We start from the raw sequence: 25,441 nt of genomic DNA, 5'->3' as shown, positions 1-25,441 counted from the left end.
GGGGTCTCGGAGACGCAGTGTAACTATCTGACTAAAAGGCTGGTACAAATTGACACTTTCACTTAAGATTTTATGGGCAGTAAAGATTCTGCTCGCACTCCGCAAGGCGTCGGAAGCCGGCGCCCCTCCCATGAAGAGCCGCGAACTGATGGCGGCATGTCTGAATCCGGGCGCGGACACCTACATGTACCGCCGGGTCCTGCGCGAACTCGCCGCCAAAACCGACTATGCGACCTGCATCATCCAGTCGGGAAGGACCTACTATGAATGGAATCGCAACCTGCGGCCGACGCTCTACGACCTGACGCTGCGGCTGGAGGGCGGAATGCACGAGGTCACGAACGGCTTCTGGTCGTGCGAGAACCGCCATGTCATGCAGCCTTTATACAAGGCCAACAAGCAGTACGAATCGCTGACGCGCGAATATCTTTCCAATATCCATATCGACGAACTCGACTCCCCGGCGCTCTCCGCGCGCAACCGGGCCAAATAGCCGCACACATACCTGCCTGCGGCCGGACCGACGGAACAACACATTAATCACCAATAAACATTTAAAAATGAAACGTCTCTACCTCATTGCATTATTCACCCTCGTCTGCGGCGCCGTCCCGGCGCAGGAAAACGGCAACCGGGATGCGCAAAACCGCATCGTACGCGGCCCCTACGAAACCAACCGGCTCTTCGACAATATCTTCGTCGGCGTCGCCGGAGGTATAAACCTCTATTTCGGCGAGCACGACTCTCAGGGAAAATTCGGCAAACGGCTGGCTCCGGCGCTGGACATTCACGTCGGCAAGTGGTTCACCTCCTCGATCGGCGCGCGCGTCGGGTACACCGGCCTGCAGGCCAAAGGCTGGACCACCGCCGGAACCATGTACGCAAAAAAACAGGACGGCGACTGGTTTCAGGAGAAGTTCGGCGTGTCGTACCTGCATGCGGACGCTCTGTGGAACTTCTCGAACGCCGTGAGCGGCTACAAGGAGGAGCGCACGTGGAACTTCATGCCTTTCGCCGGCGTGGGCTGGGCCCGCTCCTACGGCAACGACACCCATGACAACGAAATCGGATTCGACGTCGGTCTGCTGAACGTCGTGCGTCTGTGCAAGGCGCTCGACCTCACGCTCGAAGCGCGCTGTCTGCTGGTAAACCAGCGTTTCGACGGCGTATCGGGCGGCCGCATCGGAGAGGGAATGCTTTCGGTCACCGCAGGTTTGGCGTACAAATTCAACCGCCGCGGATTCACACGCGTCTCGAAACCGCAGGCGGTGGATTTCACGCCTTACCTCGACCGGATCAGGCGTCTCGAAGAGAACAACAACGACCTCGCATCGAAAAACACGGCGCTCAGCGACGAGAACGAGAAGCTGCGCAACATGCCGCCCAAGGTCGTAGCAGAGAAGAAGGTCGCCGCATCGCCCGTAGCGCTCTTCTTCAAGATCGGCAGGGCCACGCTCGACAGCAAGGAGCTGACGAACCTCGAATTCTATGTCAGGAACGCCATGAAGGCCGACAAGGAGAAGACCTTCACGCTGATCGGTTCGGCGGACAAGGCCACGGGCAGCAAGGAGTTGAACCAGCGTCTGAGCGAACAGCGGATGGAGTATGTCTACGACCTGCTGAAGAACAAATACGGCATCGCGCCCGAACGCCTGATCAAGAAGGCCGAAGGCGATACGAACAACCGTTTTGCCGAGCCGGAGCTGAACCGCGCCGTCATCGTGGAATAACCCCCGAAAACGACCGATTCATGTCCCGGACCGCAGCAACCGTCACGAATGAAACGCCCTCCGGGGCGGCGCATCACCTGCTGGCATATCTGGAGGAGGGGAGGGTGCGCGTGTACGCTCCCCGCCGGCAGAGCCTCTGGATCATGCAGCAGCTCCCGCAGGCGGAGGAGCTGAGGATCGAAACCCAGCTCCGCGAACTGCACCGGACCGGGCGGCGGACGGCCGTGGTGGAGGTGCAGCTCCGCAGGGACGAAGAGACGTTCCGCGTAAGGGTGCTCTGCGTAAGGGCCTGATCCGCACGAATCGGAAACGCACGAACAGATAAAATCAACGCCACACTCATCAATTAAAAAAAGCAATGACCATGAAAAAACAATCAATGCCCTACGAAGCACCGGAGCTAGTTCAGATCTCCGTGCGCGTCGAAAAAGGATTTGCCGTAAGCAGCGACATCGAACCGGGAACCGGCGGCGGCGAGCTGGGAGGCACGCGATCGCTCTCCTACGACGATTACGAATAGCACTCCGAAGTCCCGAAAATTAACGTTCAAAACAAAAAGCCTTATGAAAAAACTATTCGTTATAGCGATGCTCGCCGCAGCCGGCATGAGCGCATGCAGCAAGGAAGAGACTGCGACGACTCCGGCAGAGGCGAAATACATTCAGGTAACCATTCCAGAGGATGCGGTCGCCGGCGAAACCCGCACCGCCGTAGACGGCACGGAGACGACTTGGGTGCAGGGCGACAAAGTCGCCGTATTCCTCTACAACGGCTCCACGACGCAGAAGTTCGAATTCACGGCCGACAAAACGGGCGCCACAACCACCTTTACCGGCGACGTGCCCGTAGGCAGCTACTCGCTGGCGGCGGCACACTATCCGTACAGTTGCGGCGCCACGTTCGACGCCGTAAACAAGGTGTTCAAGCATACGTGGGGGACGTCCTACTTCACGACAAACCTCGCCGACTACGACTTCATGTACACGAACGTCTGGGAAACCCCGTTCGAAATCAACGAGGATTCGACGGTGCTGCCCGTCAACTTCACCTTCCGGCCGCTGATGGCACGCATCAGGATGAGTCTCGGACTGGAAAGCAACGAGACGCCCAAGAAGATCATCATCAGCACCAGCGGCGACGTAATGCCGACCGCGGGCACGATCGACCGTCTGGGCAACTTCACCGCATCGTCGGTAACCAATTCGATCACCATTCCCACGGACCGGAAGGAGTTTACGATCGGACTGCTGCCCGTAAGCATCCATTCGACGATGAACGTGCAGGTCATGACCGCCGACGGACTGACCTATTCGGACAAGTCGTTCACCCTCGCCGGCCTGAAGCGCAACCATCACTATACGATGAGCGTACCCTGCAACAGCAAGACGGTAACGATCGGGGTACCCGACGCGATCGACAAGAAGTACGGCACCGGGACATGGAAGGACAACGGATTCTATTTCGTCGATCCCCAGTACGATCCGGACGGAATCTTCGACGGCTGGTACTTCTACCGCGGAGAGCTCAAAAGCGACAGGAACGGCGACGACAAACTCAAGAAAAACCGCATCCAGCTGCAGGTTCCGGCAGGATTCAACGACGACAACAACGGCGCGTTCGTGACGGCTCCGATCCAGTGCGACGGTTCGAAAACCGTGAAAATATCCTTTGAAGTAGCGACCAACCGGGCATTGGTGAATATAAAATATCGGATCGGCGTAACGGGCAACGGCCCGATTACGGAAGTTTGGCTCCGCGACCGGAATAACATTCTGAACGGCAACGACAGGGAATGCAAGTCGGGAGTTCAGACCCACACGTTCACGGTCACGAACGGACAGCGGATCATGGTCAAGATACTGAGCACGGGCGGCGCCTACCACGTCGAGTTCGCGGACTTCACCTACACGGTCGAATAGTTTCGGCGACATGAATGCAGCTATCGGGACGGAGGTGACAGCCGTCCCGATTCAGCTATAAAACCCCTATCTGATGAAAGCAGCTTACACAAAGCCGGAACTAGAGATACTCACGGTCAGGACGGAAGCGGGATTCGCGATCTCCCAGCCCCACGGCGGCGAACTGGGTCCGAGTTCGGAGGATTATGCGGACGACTGCGAGTATTGACCGAACGCCAATTCAAACCAGACACCATGACACATAAACCTATTTTCCGCCTGTTGATACTCGCAGGACTGCTGTCCGGCTGCGGAAAGGATACGACGGAACAGCTCCGTCCCGCAGATCGGGCGGTCGGCGGCGACGCCGTCAGCTGCCGTCTTGCGATCGGCAACGACCAGACATCCGGACCGGAAAACGAAACCCGCACGGCCTACGGTCCCCTTACCGACGGTTATTTCCCGATTTACTGGCGCACGGGCGACCGGGTGGGAATCATCAGCCCGCAGACGACTCCGCAGTGGGCCGAAGTGGAGGTCACCGTGTCGGGCGCGACCGAAAGCGAAGCCGACCTGAGCAATACGGGAATGGCATGGGGCAGCGACTCGCATTACGACTTTTATGCGTTTTACCCGGCCGACGCCGTACAGACCAACAGCGGTTCTATCGTCGTTACGGCGATTCCGGCCGTACAGACCTGTAACAACGGCGAATGCAACATGCAGTACGCCTACATGGCGGCATGTACGAAAGGCGTGGAACGCGGCGCGGAGGTGCCGTTCTCGTTCCGCCCGCTGATGACTACCGTGACGGTAGACATAAGATTTTCGGAAGCGGCCGAGGTGCAGAAACTCGTCCTGTCGAGCGAAAACGATCCGGTAGCCGGGGCCTTCACGTTCGACATCGAAACACATCGGGCCGCCGTCATTGAGGACAGATGCTCCAAAGTGCTTGCGTTGCACATGCTGACGGGGGAGGAGCCTTACATCCGGATCGGCGCCGGATCGAAGATCATGGTTACGGCATTCATGCTGCCGCAGGACATTCGGGGACTGACGCTGACGGCTGTCACGACGGAGGGGAAAACCTACAGTTACACGACTCAAGCGACACTTAAGGCAGGCAATCGTTATTCGTTTACGATCAGCGACATGCAGAAGCAGGCGCAGCAGACCACGGAGGACTATTCCGACTGGATGAAATACCTGCCCGACAACGTATACCTGTCGCAGGTATCCATGCCCGGCTCACACGACGCATGCACGATGTACGGCTCGCATTATGAATACAAGAGCGGCATGCCCGGCGAAAGGTATCATTTCAAATGGCTGCAAAACGTCGTATTCGGCTACATGAACGTAACCAAGATCATCAAGGCGCAGGAACTTTCGATCGAGGAACAGCTGGCGGCCGGTGTCCGCATGTTCGACCTGCGTCCGTCGGCGTCGGGCAGTTCGCTGCAGGACCTTCCGATTCATCACGGCATCGCCGCGCTGGGCGACCCGACCCGCGGCGGCTACACGCCGGGCGGTTCCGGGCGGCAGGAGCTGCCGCCCTTCATGCTCTCGCACCTGCTCGACCGCTTCGTGAACTTCCTGAACGAGCATCCCGACGAGACGGTGCTGATACACATGAAATACGAGAACACCAGCGGCACCGGAAAAACAGGCTGGGACAAGAGCGTCGTAGACCTGATCAAGTCGCACTGCGGCGGACACATCGCCGATTTCCATCCCCGGATGACGCTGGCCGACGCCCGCGGCAAGATCCTGTTCATGATCCGCGAAGACTACAAGTCCGCCAACGGCGGCCGGTATCTGGGCGCCTACCTGAACTGGACGCACGACAAGGTCGTGTTCGAGACCACGCTCCACGGCAATACGGGCGAAACGGCGCCGATCAAGGTCAATGACCTATACAACATCAAGAACGGCTCGTCGGACGGCGTGAGCAAGTACGCCGCAATCGACGAGTGCATCGCCTACACGTACGGCGCGACGGACGTCACGCGCTGGTGCATGAACTACGTAAGCTGTTACGACACGGCGCACTGCAGCGTATCGGGCATCAGCCTGTTCGGGGCCGTGGGGGATTACGACTACTGCGCCAACCTGTATAACAGATACACGGCGGACAAACTGAACCGGAAGGACTTCCGCGGAAACGCCGGTATCGTCCTGATGGACTTCGCCGGAGCCGGGAACGCCACGATGACTTACGGGCAGACCTACTCGAACATGCGGGTATACGGCGACGATCTGGTGAAGGCCGTCATCGGCGTCAACAACAAATGGGACCTGCGGCGCAGCGAATAACCGCCCTCAGGCCCTCCGGACCGCATATTTTCCGCTCCCGTCCGAAACGCCCTTAACCCCCAAAAAACCTCCCGGCTCCGACGGAGTCCGGGAGGTTTCGCACACACAAACATTAACAATACAAACAACGCGAATGGCTGAATTATTTGTTCGATACAAAGATGCGGGTATTTTCCGAACGGCGCAATCGCCAATAATGGGGATTTTCGGAGCGGCGGCTCCCGAATTATGGTGAAAAGGTCGGACGGAAAGAGGTGAACAGCAACTTTTTATTTTGAATTTCGAAATAATGCACTATCTTTGCAGGCGAATTCCAATACGCCCGGCGACCGCCGGGATTTTCGAAAAAATCACTTTGAAATAGAAATATATGCAGGATTTGAAAGCGCTCGAAGGGAAAAGTCTCGCCGAACTGCGCGAAATCGCCAAAGCTCTCGGCATCGAAGACGTCATGGTAAAGAAGCGCGAACTGATTGAAAAGATCACCGGAGACTCCGTGCAGGAGACTCCCGCAGAGAATAAAGGCAAGCGAGGAAGAAAGAAGGAAACGCCCGCGGCGGAAACTCCGGCCGTGACCGCACCTGAAACAGCCGCACCTGAAACAGCCGTGGCAGAAGCGGCTGCGAAAACGGCCGAGACGTCGGCGGCGGAACCGGAACCGATGGCAGCGGCAGCTCCGGCAGCGCCCGCGAAACCGCGGGGACGCAGGCCGCGCATGACCAAGGCGGAGAACACCGCACCGGTACAGCCGCAAACGGCGCTGACACCGGAAATGCCCGCCGAACTGGAGTTCCCGACGAATGGCGCGCAGAACGAACCGGCGGCGAAACCCGCACAGGAAACAGCCGCTCAGCCGGAGCCCAAGCGGCGCGGCCGCAAGCCCAAGCAGGAGCAGGCACAAGAGCAAGAATCCGCTCAGGCGGCTCAGGGGCAGACTCAGGCGGAAGAGACTCCCGCACCCCGGCCGTTAGAAGAGGAGGTGATTACCAAGGACGACTTCGCCGGAGAAATCGAAGGCGAGGGCGTGCTGGAGATCATGCCCGACGGTTACGGATTCCTGCGTTCGGCGGACTACAACTACCTGAACTCGCCCGACGACATCTACGTTTCGCCGTCGCAGATCAAGCTTTTCGGACTCAAGCCCGGCGACACCGTGAACGGAGCGATCCGTCCGCCGAAGGAGGGCGAGAAGTATTTCCCGCTGGTCCGCGTGAACGAAATCAACGGGCTGGCGCCCGAATACATCCGCGACCGCGTACAGTTCGAATTCATGACGCCGCTCTTCCCAAGCGAGAAGTTCTGTCTGACGGGAAACGGACACAACAACCTCTCCACCCGCGTCGTGGACCTCTTTTCGCCCATCGGCAAAGGCCAGCGCGCCCTGATCGTGGCGCAGCCCAAGACCGGTAAGACCGTGTTGCTGCAGGCTATCGCCAACGCCATCGCCGACAACCATCCCGAAGTATACATGATCGTACTGCTGATCGACGAACGCCCCGAAGAGGTTACGGAAATGGCGCGCAACGTCAAGGCCGAAGTCGTGGCATCGACCTTCGACGAACAGGCTTCGCGTCACGTGAAGGTGGCCGAAATGGTGCTGGACAAGGCTAAACGCATGGTAGAGTGCGGTCACGACGTGGTGATCTTCCTCGACTCGATAACCCGTCTGGCGCGCGCCTACAACTCGGTGCAGCCGGCGTCGGGCAAGGTGCTTTCGGGCGGCGTGGACGCCAACGCGCTCCACAAACCCAAGCGTTTCTTCGGCGCAGCCCGTAACACGGAGGAGAAAGGTTCGCTGACGATCATCGCCACGGCCCTGATCGACACCGGGTCGAAGATGGACGAAGTGATCTTCGAAGAGTTCAAGGGTACGGGCAACATGGAGCTTCAGCTCGACCGCAAGCTCGCCAACAAGCGCGTATATCCGGCCGTGGACGTCATCGCATCGGGTACGCGCCGCGAAGACCTGCTGCTGCCGCGCGACGTGATGAACCGTACGTGGGTGCTGCGCAAATACCTCTCGGACATGAATCCCGTCGAAGCGATGGAATTCCTCCAGAAACAGATGAGTCTCACGGACACCAACGAGGAGTTCCTCGCAACGATGAACCACTGACAACCGATCCGCCCGCAACACAAATCCCGAACATAAATGAAAAAGCTGCTTATTCTCTTTTCCTGCGTCCTTTTCGCCCACGGCGCATTCGCATGGGGACAGAAGGGACACGACGTCACGGCCTACATCGCCGAATGTCATCTGACGCCCGAAGCGGCGGAAAAAATCGACAAGGCGCTGAACGGACATTCACCGGTATACTATGCCAACTGGCTCGACATCGCCAGCCACACGCCGGAATACGCATACACGAAAACATGGCATTACCGGAACGTGGACGAAGGCAAAACGATCGACACGATGCCGGAGAACCCGGACGGCGACGTGCTGAAAGCCGTTACGACGCTCGTCGCAGAGCTGAAGGCCGGCGGACTGCCGCCCGAAGAGGAGACGCTCAAGCTCAAGATGCTGATTCACCTCGTAGGGGACATGCACTGCCCGATGCACGCGGGACGGCTTTCGGATATCGGCGGCAACCTGCGTCCGGTATTGATGTTCGGCAAGAAAACGAACCTCCATTCGGCATGGGATACGGCCATTCCCGAAGCCGCCCGCAAATGGAGCTATACCGAATGGCAGGAGCAGATCGACCGGCTGACGGACGACGAAGCGATGCTGATTCAGGCCGGCGAACCTTACGACTGGCTCAAGGAGACGCACGCGATATGCGTCGGCATCTACGCAGATTCGCCCGAAGGCACGAAGATCTCCTACGACTACGTATACAAGTACACGCCCGTAATCGAACTGCAGTTCCTGCGCGGCGGCTACCGGCTGGCACGTCTGCTGAACGAGATTTATCGATAATCCGGCCGGATCAAACGACGAAATTACGGAAAAATCCCCGCATATGTTGCGGGGATTTTCGTATGCAGGGACCGACTACAGGACCGAAAGGAGATATGACCCAGGCAGGTGCGGGATTAAAGTAATGTAACGACTTGATTTATATGGTAGTTACATTTTTGTATAGGAGAGTAGGTAACGAGAAGGCAACGGTTTGTTTTCAGCTTCTTGCGCTCAAATACCGCATTTCAAATAACCTATCGCAAGATACGAAAAATTTTCGAGATGGGCAAATTAGGCAGGGTCAACCGGCGAGTGCAATTTTAAGAAATTAGTTTAAAGAACTTTTTTAGACGAAGAAAATTTTAATTTTCCCGATGTCTTCTGTTCATTGTATTGCACTTGTTTAATAAACTCTTCCGTTAACACAAAGAAATCTGCCCCATTCAGTATATATTGTCTGATGGTTTATTCTGATTTTCAATTGCCTCTTTTCTGTCAGGGGAAGCATATGAATCGACAAAACATACTTTTGTACCGATAGTTTTTGCAATTTTCTTATGACAAAAGAATTCGCTGCCATGGTCGCTGTGTCGCAATGGTCGGGGACGGCATCAACGACAGTGCGGCGCTGGCGCAGGCCGATCTGGGCATTGCCATGGGGCAGGGGAGCGACATTGCGATCGACGTGGAGAAGGTCACGATTCTTTCGTCCGACCTGACGAAGATCGCCGCGGCGGTCCGCCTTTCGGCCGCGACCGTGCGCACCGTTCGGCAGAACCTTTTCTGGGCGTTTATCTACAACCTGATCGGCGTGCCTGTCGCCGCTGGCGTGCTCTATCCGCTGACCAGGTTTCTGCTCAATTCGATGCTCGTCGGGGCCGCCATGGCCCTGAGTAGTGTGAGCGTTGTAGCCAATAGCCTGCAGCTGAGTACAAAACGGCTCGGCACGAAAGCCGTCCATAAAATAAATACAGAATTTATAACCAAAAAACAAACAGCCATGAAAAAAGAGTATCGTATCGAAGGAATGATGTGCAACCACTGCCGAATGCATGTCGAAAAGGCCCTGAACGGCATCGAAGGTCTCCGTGCCGTTGTTACTCTCGATCCTCCTGCCGCGACGGTCGAATTCACTGGGCGGGAGCCGGAGCTGGCCGAATTGCAGCGGGTGCTGAGCGAAGATTATAAGATCACGGAGCGTTGAAACCCCGGTCTCGGAGCGGCCGCTATCCATCTATAAAGGTATTGCGGCTCCTGAAAACCCCTAAAATTAGGTATTGCCGTTCCCGGCGTAATGTCGTTTCTTTGTATTACTAAAATCTGCCGAGACGCTGCGGGACGGCCCGTTGCGCCGAATGCGGAAAACGAAGAAAAAATTCAAACCGATTATGAGACATTTCGTTTATTGTGCGGCGCTTGCAGCCGCCGTATTTTTCCTTGCTGGGTGCGGCGGGAACCCGAATAAAAAGAACGCTTCGGAGACTCAAACCTCAGAAACGCAGAGTTCCGTCATGGAGGTCGATAACCTGCTCGCCGATGCTGAGAAGTTGACCGGCGGCAAGGTGACGGTCGAGGGCGTCTGCACGCATATCTGCCGCCACGGGGGCCGCAAGATTTTCCTAATGGGAACCGACGATACGCAGGTGATCCGCATTGAAGCCGGAGAGAAGATCGGCAGCTTCAAGCCCGAATGCGTGAACAACGTCGTGCGGGTGACGGGCACGCTGGTCGAAGACCGGATCGACGAGGCTTACCTTGCCGAGTGGGAGCTGCGGCTCAAGGACCAGATCGCCCGGCAGCACGGCGAGGGCGAAGCCGGATGCAGCGCCGAACATCAGGCCCGCGGCGAATCGGTTGCCAGCAGCACCGAAAAGCGTATCGCCGACTTCCGTGCCCGTATCGCCGACCGCAAAGCCAAAGAAGGCAAGGAATACCTTTCGTTCTACCATGTGGACGGCGGGAGTTATGAAGTTTTGAAATAAGAAGTTTTGCACGTCATGGGGACACGGTCGTTTATGTCCGCCGTGAGGAAATGGAGCAGGCCCGTTCACCGCGACCTCTCCTTTTTCTTTTCGGGCGTACTGCTGATTTATGCGGTTTCGGGCTTCATGCTCAACCACAAACGCGATTTCAATTCCGATTATTCGGTGCGCCGGACCGAGCTGGTCTTCGCACAGGAGATACCGCGCGCCGAGCAGGAGTGGACCCGTGCGCGGGCCGAGGAACTGCTCCTGCGCGTCGGCGAGGAGGGCAATTACCTGAAACATTACTTTCCCGAACCGGACCGGTTGAAAGTCTTTATCCGGGGCGGCAGTTCGCTGACGGTCGATCTGGCGTCGGGACACGCCGTCTACGAGTCGATCCGCAAGCGGCCCGTGCTGAGCAGTCTGAACCGGCTGCATTACAATCCGTCGCGCTGGTGGACGGTCTTTTCGGATGTCTTTTTAGCGGGATTGATCGTAATCGTGCTTTCCGGGCTGGTGATGATGCGCGGCCCGAAAGGATTGCGGGGCCGCGGAGGCGTCGAGCTGATCGCGGGGATTCTGATTCCGCTGCTGTTTATTTTCCTGACCTGATCCGGGAAACTGCGTGTGATAAAAGGGCGGACGTCGAAAACGTCCGCCCTTCTCTTGCGTATGGGTTTGTTGTCATCGTTTTGCCGTGCCGAATACCAGCAGCGGGACGAAGAGGAAGAGTCCGAACAAGACGACGCCGACGGTCTGCCAGAGCCGTCCGCCGGGCGATCTGCGGCGGATGAGCGCATAGAACGCGCCGAGCGCGAGTCCCAGCCAGAGGGCCTGAAACGACACCTCCGCAATCCGGGGCTTTACGTAGCCGTCCAGCGGCGAGGTGAACGACAGTTCGAAGGGAAACAGGTATTTTGCGTACTCGGCCCATGCCTGCGGTTTCTCTTCGGGGCGGTATTCGTCCGCCAGTGAATAGTCGCGGGCGTTCACGGCGACATAGCGTTTCGATTCGGCGCCTTGGATGGTGACCGTCCAGTAGAACATGTCGCCGATGATCATCATGTTCTCCCGTGTGGGGCCGAATTTCCCGACGGGAATCTCGTGCAGTTTGTAATCCTCCGCACCGAGCGTATAGAAACGCTTTTTGCTGTCCACCAGAAAACCGAGACTTTTGCGGTCGGCGAACTCCGTGACGAAAATCTGGCCGATTTGCAGCGAGTCCGCAACGTCGGTACGGCGCACGAACGGGCGGCCGCGGACCTGCTTCATGTGGTAGACGCGCTGCGCGTCGTCCACCAGCAGGTAGCCGTTGTCGTACCGCTTGCGCGTCGAGGGGTTGCCGGAGACGACGCGGGCCGGGAACGAAAATCCCTTGTCCCGCAGGACTTTGGTGAATGCCGCGCTCTTCTTTTGGTCGATGGTGTTGGTCTCCATATCGACGAACTCGATTCCCTCGCCGGTGATGCGGAACACGTCCGTCGCCGGTTCTAAATCGATGCGGTCGGGCATCGATTCCAGCAGTTGATAGACCGTCGGTCTGCGGCGGTTGATTTCGCCGGGCGACGTGCGGAACATGAAGTTCGTGCGCTCCACGTCGCGCGATTCGACCGCCACGCCCTCGATTTCGGACGGAAATCTCCCTTCGGCGGCGAGTTGGCGGTAATAGAACGTCGGCAGGATACTGTCGAACTGCTGCTGGGTGTAGGTGTTGCCCTGCAGATCGCGTCCGGCGACGTTGTTTTCGCGGTCGAAATCCACCGATGCGAATCCGTGCGTCACGCAGCTGTAGAGCGTGAACGGCGACCACGAAGGCGATGCGAACACGAACGCGTAGCACCACGGCAGCAGCCATGCCAGCAGAAGCGCCGCAAGGAGGATTATTCCGGTTTTGATACTCTTTATCATAGATTTGTCGTTTTGCGGGTTAATCCTGACATCCCTGCTTGAAACGGTATACCGAAAGCAGCGGGAAGAACAGCGAACATACCAGCAGCAGCGCCAGCCACGGCAGCATGCCGTCGTAGGCCTGCGGGGTGTCGGAGAGGAAGAAGATCCGGCAGACGCCCACGGCGATCAGCAGATTCGCCAGCCGCCGTTTCCATGTGGGTTCGAGACAGATCCATGCCGTCAGCAGGTAGAGCGTCAGCCCGGCCAGATACCACGGCAGCGCCGTCAGCAGAATCCGCGCGACCAGTTCGGGCGCCAGCAGGGCGTGGAAGTACCCCCACAGCACGGCGGTTTGCACGATGACCAGCAATGCCAGCGCTCCCAGCCCGATGCCTGACATCAGCAGAATCATCTTCCACTGTGGAAAGGGCAGGTGAAGCGTCAGCTTCAGCCGTTTCTGGGCCATTTCGGGGACGAACTGAACCACTGCGAGCAATACGCCCAGCAGGGCCGGCAGGTATTGGAGAATGTCGATGAAGACAACTTCCTTTTCGAGCATCACCTCCCAGACGTGCGCCGCACCCTTGAAGGTTATCACCCGTTGGACGCGCAGCAGCGCATAGGCGGTGGCTCCGAAGAGGAACAATGCGCTCAGCGGATAGAAGCAGCGCATTTTGATCCACTCTTTGTAGAATATGGCTTTGATCATAATTCGGGTTTAGTATTTTCCGGTCAGTCCGATGAAAGCGTCTTCGAGGTTCAGCGTTTCGCCGCGCAGGTCGCTGCAGACAATGCCCGCGCGCTCCAGCACGCCCTGTACCGTCGCAGGGGAGTCGAACGAATAGAGTTCGGCGCGCCCGTTCACGACGCTCGGGTGGTAGAGGCCGTCGCCGGCGGGGATCGTGACGTCGGCGCCCGGCGTGAAGGTGTATCGCCGGAACGTGCCGAGCAGTTCGCCGACGGGCATCTGTACCAGAATGCTTCCGTAATCCATGATGATACAGTCGTCCACGAGCTTTTCCATGTCCTGAATGATGTGCGAGGTAAGGAAAACGGTCTTCTCCTCGCTCTGCGCATAGTCGCGCAGGTATTCTACGAACAGGCGGCGGTAACCGGGGTCCAGTCCCATCGAGAAGTCGTCAAGCACGAGCAGATCGGCGTTCTGGGCGAGAATCAGCCCTAAGGCCACCTGCGAACGCTGTCCGCACGACATGCGCGAGATGCGCTGCCGGGGCGCCACCTTCAGCATTTCCATCAGTCCGTAATAGGCGTCGCGGTTCCAGCGGGGATAAAACCGCGCATAGAACCGTTCGATCTGCTCGATGGTCATGAAGGCGTACTGCACGTGTCCCTCGATCAGCAGGGCGATCCGGGCGCGGGTTTCGGGCCGCATCGTGCGGATATCCTCGCCGAAGATCAGACACTGTCCGGCGCGCGGTTGGAGATAGCCGCTCAGAATGTTGATGGTCGTGGTTTTTCCGGTGCCGTTTTTACCCAAAAGTCCGAGGATCCGCCCGCGCGGAACCTCGAAACTCAGGTCTTTGTATATCAGCCGCTCCCCGTAACAATGGGTGAGGTTGCGGCATTCGATGACAGAATCGGTCATAAAGAATGGTCGTTCTTCCGGCTTACTTGATCAGCGACGCCTTCGTATTGGACTCGAAGTCGTTGGTCGAGTTGTTCGAGTCGATGAGTTTGCCGCTGGAACCGCTCTTGCGGATCACCGACTTGCCGAAGCGGCCGGCATCTCCGTCGGCCGTACCGCACCATGCGTAACCTGCGTCGAGCGAAGCGTCCCACGGGGCGATGTAGTATGCGTCGCGGCAGCCCGTGTTCACGGCGTCGAGTATCCATTCGTTAGGCACGCGGTAGCAGTTGCGCAGCGGCAGCGTGTTGTCCGAGCCGTTCGGGGAGTGGAAGATATACTGGGCGTCTTTGAGCGGGTATTCGGCGAGGAACTGCTCTGCAGTCAGGCCGACGGGCGGCATGGCGATAGCCACGGCGTTGAAGCCGCGGTTGTGGAGCACTTGGACCGTCAATGTCGAAGCGTACCATTTGTCGAGGTTGGGCACGTCGGGGTTGTCGATATCCAGATAGTTCTCGTTCGACGAAACGTCGTACCACTCGAAATCGGCTTTCGTGGCGTCCCACGAGTTCGGGTTGCCGATGGTGTGGTTCTGGGCGTTGTTGACGACGATCAGCGACTCGCCGGCTTTGACCAGCACATCCTGTCCGTTGCCGGGAATGCAGTAGAACGCATTGCCCGCACAACACTCCTTGCGGAAGTCCTTGCCTTCGAGCATCTCGCTGTTCGTGCCCGAATTGAGTCCGCTCGAAAGGATCAGCATCATGCCGTCGGCATAGAGGTCTTCGTCGGAGTTGTTACGGATCTTGATGTACTGGTCGCCCAGCCACCTGTCAGGCTTTCCCGTTTCGGGAAGCGCCGTGCCTGTGAAGTAGATCTCCTCGATCACGAATTCGCCGGCTTGCAGCGTGATGTCGCTCTGTTTGATGGTTACGGTCGCCAGAACGGTGCTCTTGCCGCTCCGCGTCACGTTCACGACGGTCGAACGTTCCGTCCCCGTTTCGTTCTCATCGACGGACAGCACCAGCGCTTTGCCCGAAGATTCGGCTTTATTGATCTGAACCCACGACGCAGCATCGGCGGGAATATTCACGTCGAAATTTTCCTCGGGCACGTTTACCAGCACATTGCCGCCGAGCGCGCGCAAGATTTCGGATACGACGACGGGATTGACCGTTTCTTCGGGATCGTCGGTGCAGGATGCGAAGCCCGCTGCGAAGAGGGCCGTGGTGAGAATTAAGAAAAGCTTTTTCATAATCGGTTTTTATTATTGGTTTGACAAATATTGGTTCGATCGTTTAGAACAGGATGCCGAACGTCGCCGTCAGAACGTGTTCGGACAATCCTCCGCTGTAAAACCGGGGCGTCCACCCCGCCTCGGCGAAGCAGGCCAGATTCCGGCTCAGGCGGCGTTCGGCCCGCAGGGACACCTCGGGGGAGACGGCCCGGCCGCTCAGCCGCGCCGCCGTGTAAGTCAGGTATTCCGAAATGTTGTTCAGCACGTTGCTGAGCGAAACCTCCTCGTCGGGCGAGACGTAACAGCCGATTCCTGCCGTCGCTTTCACGCGCCACTGCGGACGGAGCCATTCTGCGCTGCCGCGTACCGCTCCGCAGAACTGCGCGAGCCGCATCCGCCGTGCCGGATAGGCGTACGTGGCCGTGGACTGCCGCCATTCCGCGCGGGGACTGAGCATGTAATTCACCGTGCCGCACCGCCATTCGACGGTCGCTTCGGCGTCGGCGTGCCAGATACGGTTCTTATACATCGCCTGTTCATCGACGATGACGCTGTGTCCCGTACGGTCGGCTATCATTTCGATACTGCGGCGCAGTTCATAGCCGCCTCCGGCGCGCAGGCTCCAGCGGCCGCTGCGGTAGGCTGCGGAGAGGGTCGCCTGACGGGTTTTGAGCCGGGTTATGGGGACCGTGTTGTTGGATTTGTTGAGCCGATCCGTCGTAAGGCTTTCGAATGCGGCACGGGCATACCAGCCTTTCGCGTGCCGCGGCATGAGCTGTGCCGCCAGCAGACAACCCTTTCCGTCATAGCCGATGTTGAAACTATCGCTGTTCAGTGAATAGCGGGTGTAATAACTGCCCAGTCCGGTCATATACAGCTCGGAAGAGCTGGCGCCGGGCGGATAGAAAAAGTCTATGTCCTGATCCTGTTTATAGAGCCGCCCCTGCAGGTCCAGCCCCAAAACGTACTGAGGGAACTGCATGCCTACGCCGAGTTTGATCGTGAAATCCGACACGACGTTGTGGGGCCGCGGATCGACCTGACGGTATTCCTGTCCGGCGCGGTAGTCGCCCCGGATCGCAAGGTCGAAGCGTCCCACCCGGTGGACATAGCCGCCGCCGAAAGCATATTCCTCGGTCGAGAGGTTTCCTCCGGCGGAATCCGCCGTGATGCAGGGATAGAGCAGCAGGTAGTCGGCCGTGGAGTTCCAGCAGACGTTGCGGCGGTTGCCGCGGACGTACCGGGCGTCTGCCCACGCTGCCGACCGCTCGCTGAGCCGCCGGTAGCTTTCGGCATAAAATCCCCCGTCGAGGGCTCCGTCGCCCAGCGGCTGCAGCAGCGCCTCCTGCTCACGGCGCAGGTCGATGCGGAGCGAGATCTGCGAAAGCGACTGTTCGCTGCGGTAGAGCATCATCGCGGGCGACTCCGTATGAAATCCGGCTACGGCCCGTTCGTCCTCCGCGCTGAAAACGGAAGAACGCTCCAATACGCCGAGCGTATCGCGCTGGGCGGAAGCGGCGGCGGGCAGCAGCGCCAGTATCGACAGGAAAAGGGCCTTCATCATCGTCAGATCGATTTTAGTAACAACACGATCGATTCGCTGTCCTCTACCCAAGTCATTGCTGCTGGAATCTGATTGTAATCCGTGCAGCGCAGAATCTTCTTTTCTCCGGTCGAATAGGTCGCGTCGGCTTCGACGATGAACGTGTAAACCCCTTTGCGGAGCCGTATTGTCGCGCTGTTCTGTTCGGCGGCGGGAAATGGCACCCGCTCTCCGGAGTTGATATTGTCGAAGTAGGAGATGTCCGTGCGTATTTCCAGCTTTTCGACGGGGCGGCTGTCCGGCATCACGAACCGGATGGACAGTTCGGTGAAAATCGAATCGTCTTTTTCGCAGGCCGAAAACAGCAGTGCGGAGAGCAGAAACAGGGTCCGTATGGTAGATTTCATCATCATCGCATTACAGTTTGAAGTTGAGTTCCATGCCGAAATAGGGGCTGGAATAGCGGCGTACCAGTGCGTTGGTCTCGTTTCTGTACGAAGGACTGTATGTGAACAGCCGGTTTACGAAAATCGCAATGTTGAGCCGGTCGCGGTAAAGCCGTTTCGAGATTTTGAGATTGACGTTCATACTGAAAGGCGTGAGACGGTAGAGATAGGCTTCTTTCGATACGTTGTCGTGGATCATATGCTGCAAAATACCGTCGGCTGCCGACTCGGCCGTAAACGGATGTTCCTGTAACTGCAGGTCGAGGTAGCTGGTCGGCGCAGGATTGCACCATTCGGCCTTCATGCCGGAAAACCACTGGCATTGGAACGACGTGGAGAAAATCAGCCCCAGTTTGGGAATCTGGGTGTCGAGCAGGAAATTGGTGTTGCATACTTCGTGAAACGTGTTGTCGTCCTGATCGTAAAGCCCGATGTAAGGATAGGGCGTCCCTTCTGCGAGCTGTACGGTCGTCAGGACGTACTGGGGTTCGCTGTTCTCATAGCGGGTTTTGAAATAGGCGCCCGAGACGATGAGTTTCGTGGCCAGCGCCCGGATGCGCCGCGTGGAGAGCGAGAATTCGATGCCCTGCTTGAATGTGCGGCTTCCGTTGGTCTTGACGCCGACGGTCTGGAATACCGTTTTGTCCTTGTAGGGAAGCCATTCGAGCTGCGGCGGTCCGGTGAACTCCATATCCTTGAGCGGTCCGGTGTCGTATTCGCGGTAGGTCCGGGTGAGTACGTCGGTCGAGGTGCGGAATCCCGAGGTCATATTCTCCCGGAAATAGGTTACCGACAATCCGTATCCGTTCCACTCCGCATTGCCGCGCACCTCCCATTTGAAGTTCCGCGCCGCCTTCAGGTCGTAATTGGTGGGGTCGTGCTTGAAGACTTCCACATTGACACGGCGTTTCGATTCGTCGTCCGCCGGGAAATAGTTGAGCCGCGTGTAATAGGAGTAGTCCGGTTCGGGGAAGAGCTGGTCGAGCGTAGGCGTTTTGGTGTGCCATCCCGCGCCGCCCGCGAATGTGATGCGCATCGGGTCGCCTGCCATGTCGAACGCCGGAAGCGTCACCGAGAGGTTGGCACGCGGATCGAAATGGAATTTGCCCTGCAGGGTGTAACGGCTTCCGAGATTGGCCATGGCCGTCGTACGCAGTCCGGCCATTATCTCGATCCGCCACTCGCCGGCCGTAATCGTCGTATTGTCCTCCAGAAACGCCGAGAGCCGGTGCAGCGCCGGCAGGGCGTCGTAACGCCGCGGATGGGAACTCATCAGGTCGGTAAATGGGCGCGTCACGTCGTAAAGCAGACCGCCGCCGTAATTTTTCGACATGTTCCATTCGGCTCCGATGCGGATCGTGTTGCGGCTCAGCGGGGTGTCGGCTCCCAGCAGGGCTACCGCCTTGGCGTTGGCGTAGAACGGTTTGTTGTCCACCTGCAGGGTCGCTTCATAGCGGACCGGCAGCACTTCCATATCGAAGACGCCCTCTTCGACTGCCGTGCGTATAGGGACGTTGCCGCTGTTCGCTCGGTAACGCCAGCGGTCGATCAGGTCGAATTCGGAAGAGACGGAAGCGGAAAAATCGAAGCTGCGGAAAAAATTCGCACCCTTGGATTCGGCGGTGAAATTCACCGCCGCGACGACGTTGTTGTAACTCGATTTGTAGCGTTCGAGGGGGATGCCCGCCGGGCCTTCGTCGATATCCCGGTCGCTTTTTTGGCGGTCGAAAGAGCCGGTGTAGTCGAGCGATCCGCCCAACGTGTAACGGTAGGCCGAGGTGCTTTCCCAGCGTTTCTTCATGCGCCAAGATCCGGTCGCACGCTGGTAGTTCTGGCGCGTATTGCGCGGGTCGTCGTGGGAGTTGAGCCATGTCGCGCCGACGTTCATCGTCAGCAGGTCGGCCGGAGCGCCCCATTCGAATCCTTTGCCGACATAGAGCAGCTGGCTGCCCAGATCCGCTTTGAAGCGGGCTTCGAGGTTGCGGCCTCCCTCCTTGCGCTTGATCTTGATCAGTCCGCTGGTCAGATCGCCGTATTCGACCGACGGAATGCCCTGCTGAATCTCTACCGAAGCTATTTCATCGGTCGGCATCGTGCGCATGTCGACGCCTCTGTTCAATGAAATATTATTGCCGACGGTCGTTCCCGAATTGTATGTCATGCCCGCGTCGTTCGACATCGGAATTCCGTCCATGACGAACGAAACGCCGAGCGATGTAGTCTGGTAATCGCTGTTCGAGGTGCCGATCTCGCGCAGATGAATGTGGTTCGAGGAGGAAAACGAGGGGTCGGAGGCCCGTCCGCCGGGCAGCAGTTCGAGCAGGTCCCCGAAACTCGACGGCTGGATGTGGTTCATCGCGTCCCGGCCGATATGCACGCCCGAGACCGGTCCCCGCACTTGGGTCGCCGTGATTACGACCTCGCGGATCTGCGTGTCGCTTGTCCGGAGCCGGACGGTCCGCAGCATGTCGCTGCCGCTGACGGGCCGTACCTCCATCCGTTGGGAGACATATCCGATATATGAGATATCCGCATTGTAGGTATTCGCGGGCAGGGTGAAACGTGCCCGGCCCTCCTCATCGGTCGTCGTCGCGTAGGCCTTCCCCCCCGACATAGGAGTCAGCGCCACCGTAGCATACGCCAGCGGATTGTGCAGGGAATCGGTAACTTCGAACGTGATCCCGGCGTCGGGCCGGCCGGACTGCCCGTACGTGTACGCAGGCAGCAGGATAAATAGCAAATATTTCAGGAGTAGCCGCATAGTTCTGTTTTCACGGGACAAAAGTATAGCGCCCCGGCATATGCGGCAATCGCCATATCTTGGTAAATTGCATTGCAATCATCACCAATAATAATGAGTTGCGTTCGTGCGGCATCCCATCATAATGCTATCCGGCCGCGCCAAAACCCCTAAAATCCGGTATTGACGATCCGGTGGGAATGCTGTTTCTTTGCCGTAAACCAAAAACGACGAAATTATGACTGGTATCTTTTTCGGCAGTACGATGGGCACGACCGAGGCCGTGGCTGCGGATATTGCCAAACAATTGGGCGTCGCGGACGCCGATGTACACAATGTGGCCGATACGCCGGCCGGCGAAGTGCAGAAATACGACCTGCTCGTGCTGGGTTCTTCGACGTGGGGCGCAGGCGAATTGCAGGACGACTGGTACGGCTTTTTGGATCAGCTGAAGGCGCAGGATCTGAGCGGTAAAAAGGTGGCGCTTTTCGGCTGCGGCGACAGCGGTTCCTATCCCGATACGTTCTGCGATGCCGTCGGGCTGATTTACGACGGCTTGCAGCAGAGCGGCTGCACGTTCGTCGGAGCCTATGCGCCCGAAGGGTATGACGAAACAGGTTCGCTGGTCTGCCGCGGCGGAAAGTTCGTGGGACTTGCCGTCGATGAAAGCGCGCCCGACAAGACCGACCGGCGGGTTGCCGCATGGTGCGAACAGATTAAAAACGAGTAACGATGAGCGCCGAGGAGTTCAGCCGTTACGATTCGATGAAGCTGTTCCTGCACCAGATTTACGAGTTCCAGAAAGGTGTACGGAGTCTGGTGCTCTGCACGATGTGCCGCACCTGCGCTTCTCTGCTCTCCGAGCGGCTGGAAAGGCTCGGTATCGCTTACCGGATTCAGTCGGTGACCGACAGCAAGGTGAATCTTTATTTCGGCAACCGCATGTGTCTGGAGACCGTGGCGACATTCATCCACAAGCCGCTCAACGAACTCTCCGCCGAGGAGGATTTCATGCTCGGCGCGATGCTCGGCTACGACATCGCCGGGCAGTGCGAACGTTATTGCAAACGAAAGTCTCCGGGTGTTTCATCAGAACAGGCGGCGGTCAACTGACCGCCGCCTATTCCTTCCTGATCTGCGCCGTGAACGAATCCCCCGCGCCGACACCGTCGGCCACTTCGACGTGCGGCGTGGCGACGTACGACATGCCGTCCGGAGTGAATACATGGCTTCCGACGGCGCCGCAGGTGAGTATCACGGTACGGAGTCCGTATTTTTCGAGCAGGTCGCGACACTGCGCCTGCGGCTCCTGCGCCTGTATGCCGAACATCCGGCTTACGACGGTCAACTCCTCGTCGTTTGTTTTCAGAATATTGCTGCGGCAGAGCGAGTCGTGGACCACCTCCGGCGAATAGAAATGCTGCCGCAGGTTGATGTCGAAGATCTTATAATGTCCCGCTGCGCAAAAAACGGAACCGCGGAAAAGCCACAGTCCCGATTCTTTGCCGTTGCTCTCCGTTATTCTGTTTCGAAATCATGCGACAGCTTATGTCCGTTCTCATCGACACGCAACGATACCAGATGGAGATGCTCTCTGGAAATGTCATTATGCTTGAAAACAATATAAGGTTGATCTCCATATCCCATACGTTCCATATACTCCTTGGCGGTTTCCCGTAACTGTTCGCCTGTCAGTTTGTCTTCGGGCGAAGGATTCAGTAAAACATGGAATACCGTATTGGTCGTTCTGCGGTTGGCTTCGAGGTATGGCCGGAAACTATCCATACAAGCGTCGATATCCATTCGCCCGTGTTTATCGAACGGTTCGAGCATCTTCTGCCAGAGGAGCACTTCGGCTTCATCCTTATCCACTTTCTCCTTGTTATAATACAACGCTCCACTGGGCGAGGGGCGCGATCTTATATTCGCAACCATTCCTTAGCTTGTTTGGCAAGGTTCAGTATCTTGATACTAAAGGCTTTCAATTCCCTCATGCGCTGTTCCAATGCGGCGATCTGATGCGGAATCGTGACGTTGGAAAAGTGCGAATTGACAGCTTTTACAATCTGATTATGCAGGCTAAGTACCCGGCGCCTTGTCATATTTCTATGATAGGTTTCCCAATACTCGCCTCCGAACCGGACGTACACCTTCCAGCGTATCCGGCTCTCCGCTAATATTGTCAGTCTAAAACGTTCCATGATGTATCTTTTGATGACAGCTTCCGCAAACGGCCATAGTCTTACGCCGTCTGGCAATCATCAGTTTTTCCCAATTCTCCTTGCCTTTCAGTTCTCCGAGTTTACGCACATGGTGCATAACCAGATTATCCGTAGCACCGCACAACTCACATTTCTGAGCTTTCAGCCTGTCTATAAGGCTTGTGGTGCTGACGCCGGGCATTGGATTCGGGCATCTGTCAACCGACCGATCATAGGAAGGTCTTTTTCTTTTGAACCCTTCATTGTATAAGCGACGTTCTTTTGCTTTGCCGTTTTTTACCGTATACCCGACTGTAAAGACTCCGTTGCGTTTGTATTTCCGGCAAATTCGTCTTACCGTGGTCCGGTATTTCCCGGCAAAGGTTTTGTACATACTGTACTGCATGATGTAGTGAAAAGTGTTCAGTTCAGAAGCGTTGTTAGCTATCGAGTAATAGTTGTAAAACCCTCTGATCTCGGCATTGTAACTGTCAAGGATTTCAAGGTCGTCATTATTGATAAGTTCCGACCTATGTTTAGGAATCCATTGCTCGTGCCCGTTATGATAGCTGAATTTCAGCACACCGAGTTCCAACAACTTTTTCTTTATCACTTCGGTCGTCACCTTTAATCTGACCTTGTTTCCATACACACGGGACAAGCTTCCCCGTTTGTTCCGTTTTTGCAGGTTCGACCTGCGGACAGTCACCTCATATCCGAGGAATTTTGCAGGCTTTTCAGTATGAGTGACGAGCGTTTTCTCATCCGATAGTTCCAATGCCAGTCTGTCTGCAAGGAAACGCTTTATATCGTCCTTGATCTTTACTTTACTTACGATAATTCCAATGAGGAAGTCGTCGGCATACCTCACATATTTAAGCCTCTTGAAGTTTCCGTCCATAGGGTCGAAGCACGGCATCGCGGATCGGGTTTTGTCTATCTCTTTGAGCCGTTTGACGAGCACTTTTCTTTCTACATTATTTGTCGCTGTTTTGAGTTCACGCATAACCAGCCTCTTTTGGTAAGTGAGAACTTCGTATTCACGGTACGCTCTTACCCTGTTACCCCTGTCGAATCCGGCGGCATATTCTTTCATGTACTTATCCAGCTTGTCCAAGTAAATGTTCGCCAGTACCGGACTGATAATTCCGCCTTGCGGCATGCCGCTGTACGTTCCATGAAATCGCCATTGTTCCAGATAACCCGCCCTGAGGAACTTCCGGATAAGCCGTATGGATCGTTCGTCGGAGATACGTTCCTTCAAGATGTCGATCAGAATATCATGATTGACATTGTCGAAGAAACCTTTTATATCTCCTTCGATGAACCACTTCTTACCCGTAAAAGTCTTCTGTACGGCATTCAATGCGGTGTGGCAGCTGCGATGCGGACGGAAGCCGTGCGAAGTATCTTCAAAGTGACCTTCGTAAATAGCTTCCAGTACCATTCGTACTACCTCCTGCACCAGTTTGTCGTCGAAAGAGGGTACGCCGAGAGGTCGTGTCTTTCCGTTTTTCTTCGGGATGTGCACTCTTCTCGATGGCTGGGGAGAGTAGCTTTCGTCTTTCAACGAAAGGATCAGTTTCTCAATGCGGGGAAGGCTCATACGGTCGATGGTTTCTCCGTCTGCACCTTGTGTCATATTACCCGGCTTGGCATATATTCGTTGATAAGCCAGATAATACATTTCCTCATTGAAAAGAATACGATAAAGCCTCTCAAACCTGTATTCCGTGGTTTGACTATGCTTTGTCAGACTGTTTAATACTCTTGCGGGACTTCTCATAATGCCTCTCGCATTTTCCGTTAATCGTATTAATGAATATTAGCTGCCGCCCTTCGTCATGTGCGAGGTTTTCCCTCGCGCAGACTACTACGGAGGCTCCGTTACCATGCCGGATATTCATAGACCTTCGTCCAATAGCCTTACGGCATTCCGGTTTAGGTAATCCCCGTTTACGATATAATAACTATGGCACGACAGATTGTCGGATATGACGTCCGCCTTTTACTGTTTATTACAGTTGCGTCGTGATAAGTTCTTGCTCTCTCTGTCCAACTACTACAATGAGAGTATCACGATATGACGAGTATAGTTACCTTAACGTCACAGTTTCGCTAGGTACCGCTCAGGCTGTCATTCAATCAATCCGGATTTTATCCTCATATCTGTCTTTCATCACCCCATTCAGTCGCAGTCCGGTAACTGACTGACTTATGGTTTACCCCGACATGCTACACTCCCTGTCCGGTTTCCCTTTCAGATAAGTCGGTTGATGATAGGTTATTTGCAAAGAACACTTACCTAATAGCTTGCCATCGCTATATTTATTATATCGCCTTGACGGGCACACAGTTATTCCCCAGCTTTTGAAATTGGAAATAAAAGTCATTCAGCCGGGCAATAAACTGCACTTTCGAAGGGTCGCGTCTGACGACAACGAACTCCTCCCCGAAGATTCTTTTGACGATAAACCGGCTGCGGTTATGCTCCGATCCGGCTTTGCAGAGCAGTTCGTTGAAGTGGATGTTCTGCTCTTCATTGAGGTGGAAAGAGTATTTATAGCTCAGCGTTCGGGGCTTCTTTCCGGTCTTGTCTGTCAGTTTTCGGTCGGTATCCATAATATCGGTTCAAAAGGCGTTCGACTGGGGAGAACGCCCGGCCTCGCAGAGCGAGCTCCTTTCGTATGCCGAAAAAATTTTCGGCATACAAAGGTACAGCTCGCTCGCCTCAAGTGAGGCGAAAAATCCGCGGCGGAAAAATTTTCGAAAAATCTATGCCAAACCTCCGCTACGGCTTCCGAGGGTGGGTCGTTTCCCTCTGCAATATTACAACCATGCGGGCGCCAAAACAAACCCTCGGTACGGACTGGAGCGGTCTGGAGCGGACATCGGAACCGAGGTATTTCACCCAGTTGTATCTTGCAGCATGAAAGGTCGGTTTTCTTATTGCGTTCATTATCCCGATATAAACTGCATGAAATAG

24 protein-coding genes and 2 pseudogenes are annotated in these 25,441 nt (G+C 56.4%); 14 read left to right on the top strand and 12 right to left on the bottom strand.

Annotated elements, in window-relative coordinates:
- The first annotated feature begins 49 nt into the window (after positions 1 to 49).
- The 12 genes and pseudogenes from HMPREF9720_RS07990 to HMPREF9720_RS07945 all read left to right on the top strand — a co-directional run bounded on the left by HMPREF9720_RS07990 (position 50) and on the right by HMPREF9720_RS07945 (position 11,425).
- A complete protein-coding gene (locus tag HMPREF9720_RS07990) occupies positions 50 to 493 on the top strand; it encodes a hypothetical protein (RefSeq protein ID WP_014776521.1) in 444 nt (147 codons plus the stop codon).
- A 67-nt stretch (positions 494 to 560) separates the two neighbouring features.
- The gene (locus HMPREF9720_RS07985) at positions 561 to 1,730 is read left to right on the top strand and encodes an OmpA family protein (RefSeq protein WP_009597709.1); all 1,170 of its coding nucleotides are present in this window, start codon (positions 561 to 563) and stop codon (positions 1,728 to 1,730) included.
- A gap of 20 nt (positions 1,731 to 1,750) precedes the next feature.
- A complete protein-coding gene (locus HMPREF9720_RS07980) occupies positions 1,751 to 2,023 on the top strand; it encodes a hypothetical protein (RefSeq protein ID WP_009597718.1) in 273 nt (90 codons plus the stop codon).
- 71 nt (positions 2,024 to 2,094) lie between these two features.
- Positions 2,095 to 2,250, top strand: a complete 156-nt coding sequence (locus HMPREF9720_RS15650; RefSeq protein WP_014776523.1) for a hypothetical protein — start codon at positions 2,095 to 2,097, stop codon at positions 2,248 to 2,250.
- A gap of 43 nt (positions 2,251 to 2,293) precedes the next feature.
- The gene (locus tag HMPREF9720_RS07975) at positions 2,294 to 3,649 is read left to right on the top strand and encodes a fimbrillin family protein (RefSeq protein WP_009597721.1); all 1,356 of its coding nucleotides are present in this window, start codon (positions 2,294 to 2,296) and stop codon (positions 3,647 to 3,649) included.
- 73 nt (positions 3,650 to 3,722) lie between these two features.
- Positions 3,723 to 3,857 carry a hypothetical protein gene (locus tag HMPREF9720_RS15965; RefSeq protein ID WP_022043454.1) on the top strand — a complete coding sequence of 45 codons (135 nt, stop codon included), beginning with the start codon at positions 3,723 to 3,725 and terminating at the stop codon, positions 3,855 to 3,857.
- A gap of 26 nt (positions 3,858 to 3,883) precedes the next feature.
- Complete coding sequence (locus tag HMPREF9720_RS07970) at positions 3,884 to 5,944, top strand: fimbrillin family protein (RefSeq protein WP_009597717.1); 2,061 nt, start codon at positions 3,884 to 3,886, stop codon at positions 5,942 to 5,944.
- A gap of 370 nt (positions 5,945 to 6,314) precedes the next feature.
- Complete coding sequence (gene rho, locus HMPREF9720_RS07965; RefSeq protein WP_009597707.1) at positions 6,315 to 8,060, top strand: transcription termination factor Rho; 1,746 nt, start codon at positions 6,315 to 6,317, stop codon at positions 8,058 to 8,060.
- Positions 8,061 to 8,096: 36 nt separating this feature from the next.
- Positions 8,097 to 8,867 carry a S1/P1 nuclease gene (locus HMPREF9720_RS07960; protein WP_009597726.1) on the top strand — a complete coding sequence of 257 codons (771 nt, stop codon included), beginning with the start codon at positions 8,097 to 8,099 and terminating at the stop codon, positions 8,865 to 8,867.
- Between the two features lie 535 nt (positions 8,868 to 9,402).
- Positions 9,403 to 10,053 (top strand): annotated as a pseudogene (locus tag HMPREF9720_RS07955) (metal-transporting ATPase); the annotation flags it as partial.
- A 151-nt stretch (positions 10,054 to 10,204) separates the two neighbouring features.
- Positions 10,205 to 10,831: an OB-fold nucleic acid binding domain-containing protein gene (locus HMPREF9720_RS07950; RefSeq protein WP_009597723.1), complete on the top strand. Its 627-nt coding sequence runs from the start codon at positions 10,205 to 10,207 to the stop codon at positions 10,829 to 10,831.
- A 15-nt stretch (positions 10,832 to 10,846) separates the two neighbouring features.
- Entirely contained in the window at positions 10,847 to 11,425 is a 579-nt protein-coding gene (locus HMPREF9720_RS07945; protein WP_014776530.1) for a PepSY-associated TM helix domain-containing protein, read from the top strand.
- A 72-nt stretch (positions 11,426 to 11,497) separates the two neighbouring features.
- Here HMPREF9720_RS07945 and HMPREF9720_RS07940 read toward each other — a convergent pair whose 3' ends face one another.
- Genes HMPREF9720_RS07940 through HMPREF9720_RS07910 form a run of 7 tightly spaced genes read right to left on the bottom strand, consistent with a single transcriptional unit; the run spans position 11,498 to position 20,275 of the window.
- Positions 11,498 to 12,721, bottom strand: coding sequence for a DUF4857 domain-containing protein (locus HMPREF9720_RS07940; RefSeq protein WP_009597715.1), 1,224 nt, complete (start codon positions 12,719 to 12,721; stop codon positions 11,498 to 11,500).
- A 19-nt stretch (positions 12,722 to 12,740) separates the two neighbouring features.
- Entirely contained in the window at positions 12,741 to 13,412 is a 672-nt protein-coding gene (locus tag HMPREF9720_RS07935) for a hypothetical protein (protein ID WP_009597714.1), read from the bottom strand.
- A gap of 9 nt (positions 13,413 to 13,421) precedes the next feature.
- Positions 13,422 to 14,309, bottom strand: coding sequence for an ABC transporter ATP-binding protein (locus tag HMPREF9720_RS07930; protein WP_009597708.1), 888 nt, complete (start codon positions 14,307 to 14,309; stop codon positions 13,422 to 13,424).
- Between the two features lie 22 nt (positions 14,310 to 14,331).
- Positions 14,332 to 15,543 (bottom strand): DUF4876 domain-containing protein, encoded by a 1,212-nt coding sequence (locus HMPREF9720_RS07925; RefSeq protein WP_009597732.1) that lies wholly within the window; start codon positions 15,541 to 15,543, stop codon positions 14,332 to 14,334.
- 43 nt (positions 15,544 to 15,586) lie between these two features.
- Positions 15,587 to 17,089, bottom strand: a complete 1,503-nt coding sequence (locus HMPREF9720_RS07920) for a DUF6850 family outer membrane beta-barrel protein (protein ID WP_009597730.1) — start codon at positions 17,087 to 17,089, stop codon at positions 15,587 to 15,589.
- Between the two features lie 2 nt (positions 17,090 to 17,091).
- A complete protein-coding gene (locus HMPREF9720_RS07915) occupies positions 17,092 to 17,481 on the bottom strand; it encodes a hypothetical protein (RefSeq protein ID WP_009597716.1) in 390 nt (129 codons plus the stop codon).
- 4 nt (positions 17,482 to 17,485) lie between these two features.
- The gene (locus HMPREF9720_RS07910) at positions 17,486 to 20,275 is read right to left on the bottom strand and encodes a TonB-dependent receptor (RefSeq protein ID WP_009597727.1); all 2,790 of its coding nucleotides are present in this window, start codon (positions 20,273 to 20,275) and stop codon (positions 17,486 to 17,488) included.
- Between the two features lie 217 nt (positions 20,276 to 20,492).
- On the opposite strand from HMPREF9720_RS07910, the gene HMPREF9720_RS07905 reads away from it, so the two are divergent.
- The gene (locus tag HMPREF9720_RS07905; RefSeq protein ID WP_009597720.1) at positions 20,493 to 20,984 is read left to right on the top strand and encodes a flavodoxin; all 492 of its coding nucleotides are present in this window, start codon (positions 20,493 to 20,495) and stop codon (positions 20,982 to 20,984) included.
- Positions 20,985 to 20,986: 2 nt separating this feature from the next.
- A complete protein-coding gene (locus HMPREF9720_RS07900) occupies positions 20,987 to 21,367 on the top strand; it encodes a DUF2023 family protein (protein WP_009597722.1) in 381 nt (126 codons plus the stop codon).
- Between the two features lie 7 nt (positions 21,368 to 21,374).
- On the opposite strand, the gene HMPREF9720_RS07895 is transcribed toward HMPREF9720_RS07900, so the two are convergent.
- The 5 genes and pseudogenes from HMPREF9720_RS07895 to HMPREF9720_RS07875 all read right to left on the bottom strand — a co-directional run bounded on the left by HMPREF9720_RS07895 (position 21,375) and on the right by HMPREF9720_RS07875 (position 25,077).
- Complete coding sequence (locus tag HMPREF9720_RS07895; RefSeq protein WP_083817615.1) at positions 21,375 to 21,698, bottom strand: PfkB family carbohydrate kinase; 324 nt, start codon at positions 21,696 to 21,698, stop codon at positions 21,375 to 21,377.
- Positions 21,699 to 21,772: 74 nt separating this feature from the next.
- A complete protein-coding gene (locus HMPREF9720_RS07890) occupies positions 21,773 to 22,126 on the bottom strand; it encodes a relaxase/mobilization nuclease domain-containing protein (RefSeq protein ID WP_227042824.1) in 354 nt (117 codons plus the stop codon).
- A gap of 47 nt (positions 22,127 to 22,173) precedes the next feature.
- A pseudogene (locus HMPREF9720_RS15875) lies at positions 22,174 to 22,329 on the bottom strand (mobilization protein); the annotation flags it as partial.
- A 112-nt stretch (positions 22,330 to 22,441) separates the two neighbouring features.
- Positions 22,442 to 24,241, bottom strand: coding sequence for a reverse transcriptase/maturase family protein (locus HMPREF9720_RS07880; protein WP_009597724.1), 1,800 nt, complete (start codon positions 24,239 to 24,241; stop codon positions 22,442 to 22,444).
- Between the two features lie 545 nt (positions 24,242 to 24,786).
- The gene (locus HMPREF9720_RS07875) at positions 24,787 to 25,077 is read right to left on the bottom strand and encodes a hypothetical protein (protein ID WP_009597719.1); all 291 of its coding nucleotides are present in this window, start codon (positions 25,075 to 25,077) and stop codon (positions 24,787 to 24,789) included.
- Between the last annotated feature and the right edge of the window lie 364 nt (positions 25,078 to 25,441).

Origin of the sequence: Alistipes sp. HGB5, from assembly GCF_000183485.2 — a bacterium.
Lineage (GTDB): Bacteria > Bacteroidota > Bacteroidia > Bacteroidales > Rikenellaceae > Alistipes > Alistipes finegoldii.
The sequence above is the reverse complement of the archived record's forward strand: the minus strand, read 5'-3'. Positions and strand labels throughout refer to the sequence as shown.

Excerpts from the sequence above, each read along its gene's own strand:
- HMPREF9720_RS07985 (WP_009597709.1), top strand. The coding sequence starts at position 561 with ATGAAACGTCTCTACCTCATTGCATTATTCACCCTCGTCTGCGGCGCC.
- HMPREF9720_RS07980 (WP_009597718.1), top strand. The coding sequence starts at position 1,751 with ATGTCCCGGACCGCAGCAACCGTCACGAATGAAACGCCCTCCGGGGCG.
- HMPREF9720_RS15650 (WP_014776523.1), top strand. The coding sequence starts at position 2,095 with ATGAAAAAACAATCAATGCCCTACGAAGCACCGGAGCTAGTTCAGATC.
- HMPREF9720_RS07975 (WP_009597721.1), top strand. The coding sequence starts at position 2,294 with ATGAAAAAACTATTCGTTATAGCGATGCTCGCCGCAGCCGGCATGAGC.
- HMPREF9720_RS15965 (WP_022043454.1), top strand. The coding sequence starts at position 3,723 with ATGAAAGCAGCTTACACAAAGCCGGAACTAGAGATACTCACGGTCAGG.
- HMPREF9720_RS07970 (WP_009597717.1), top strand. The coding sequence starts at position 3,884 with ATGACACATAAACCTATTTTCCGCCTGTTGATACTCGCAGGACTGCTG.
- rho (WP_009597707.1), top strand. The coding sequence starts at position 6,315 with ATGCAGGATTTGAAAGCGCTCGAAGGGAAAAGTCTCGCCGAACTGCGC.
- HMPREF9720_RS07960 (WP_009597726.1), top strand. The coding sequence starts at position 8,097 with ATGAAAAAGCTGCTTATTCTCTTTTCCTGCGTCCTTTTCGCCCACGGC.
- HMPREF9720_RS07950 (WP_009597723.1), top strand. The coding sequence starts at position 10,205 with ATGCGGAAAACGAAGAAAAAATTCAAACCGATTATGAGACATTTCGTT.
- HMPREF9720_RS07945 (WP_014776530.1), top strand. The coding sequence starts at position 10,847 with ATGGGGACACGGTCGTTTATGTCCGCCGTGAGGAAATGGAGCAGGCCC.
- HMPREF9720_RS07940 (WP_009597715.1), bottom strand. The coding sequence starts at position 12,721 with ATGATAAAGAGTATCAAAACCGGAATAATCCTCCTTGCGGCGCTTCTG.
- HMPREF9720_RS07935 (WP_009597714.1), bottom strand. The coding sequence starts at position 13,412 with ATGATCAAAGCCATATTCTACAAAGAGTGGATCAAAATGCGCTGCTTC.
- HMPREF9720_RS07930 (WP_009597708.1), bottom strand. The coding sequence starts at position 14,309 with ATGACCGATTCTGTCATCGAATGCCGCAACCTCACCCATTGTTACGGG.
- HMPREF9720_RS07925 (WP_009597732.1), bottom strand. The coding sequence starts at position 15,543 with ATGAAAAAGCTTTTCTTAATTCTCACCACGGCCCTCTTCGCAGCGGGC.
- HMPREF9720_RS07920 (WP_009597730.1), bottom strand. The coding sequence starts at position 17,089 with ATGATGAAGGCCCTTTTCCTGTCGATACTGGCGCTGCTGCCCGCCGCC.
- HMPREF9720_RS07915 (WP_009597716.1), bottom strand. The coding sequence starts at position 17,481 with ATGATGATGAAATCTACCATACGGACCCTGTTTCTGCTCTCCGCACTG.
- HMPREF9720_RS07910 (WP_009597727.1), bottom strand. The coding sequence starts at position 20,275 with ATGCGGCTACTCCTGAAATATTTGCTATTTATCCTGCTGCCTGCGTAC.
- HMPREF9720_RS07905 (WP_009597720.1), top strand. The coding sequence starts at position 20,493 with ATGACTGGTATCTTTTTCGGCAGTACGATGGGCACGACCGAGGCCGTG.
- HMPREF9720_RS07900 (WP_009597722.1), top strand. The coding sequence starts at position 20,987 with ATGAGCGCCGAGGAGTTCAGCCGTTACGATTCGATGAAGCTGTTCCTG.
- HMPREF9720_RS07880 (WP_009597724.1), bottom strand. The coding sequence starts at position 24,241 with ATGAGAAGTCCCGCAAGAGTATTAAACAGTCTGACAAAGCATAGTCAA.
- HMPREF9720_RS07875 (WP_009597719.1), bottom strand. The coding sequence starts at position 25,077 with ATGGATACCGACCGAAAACTGACAGACAAGACCGGAAAGAAGCCCCGA.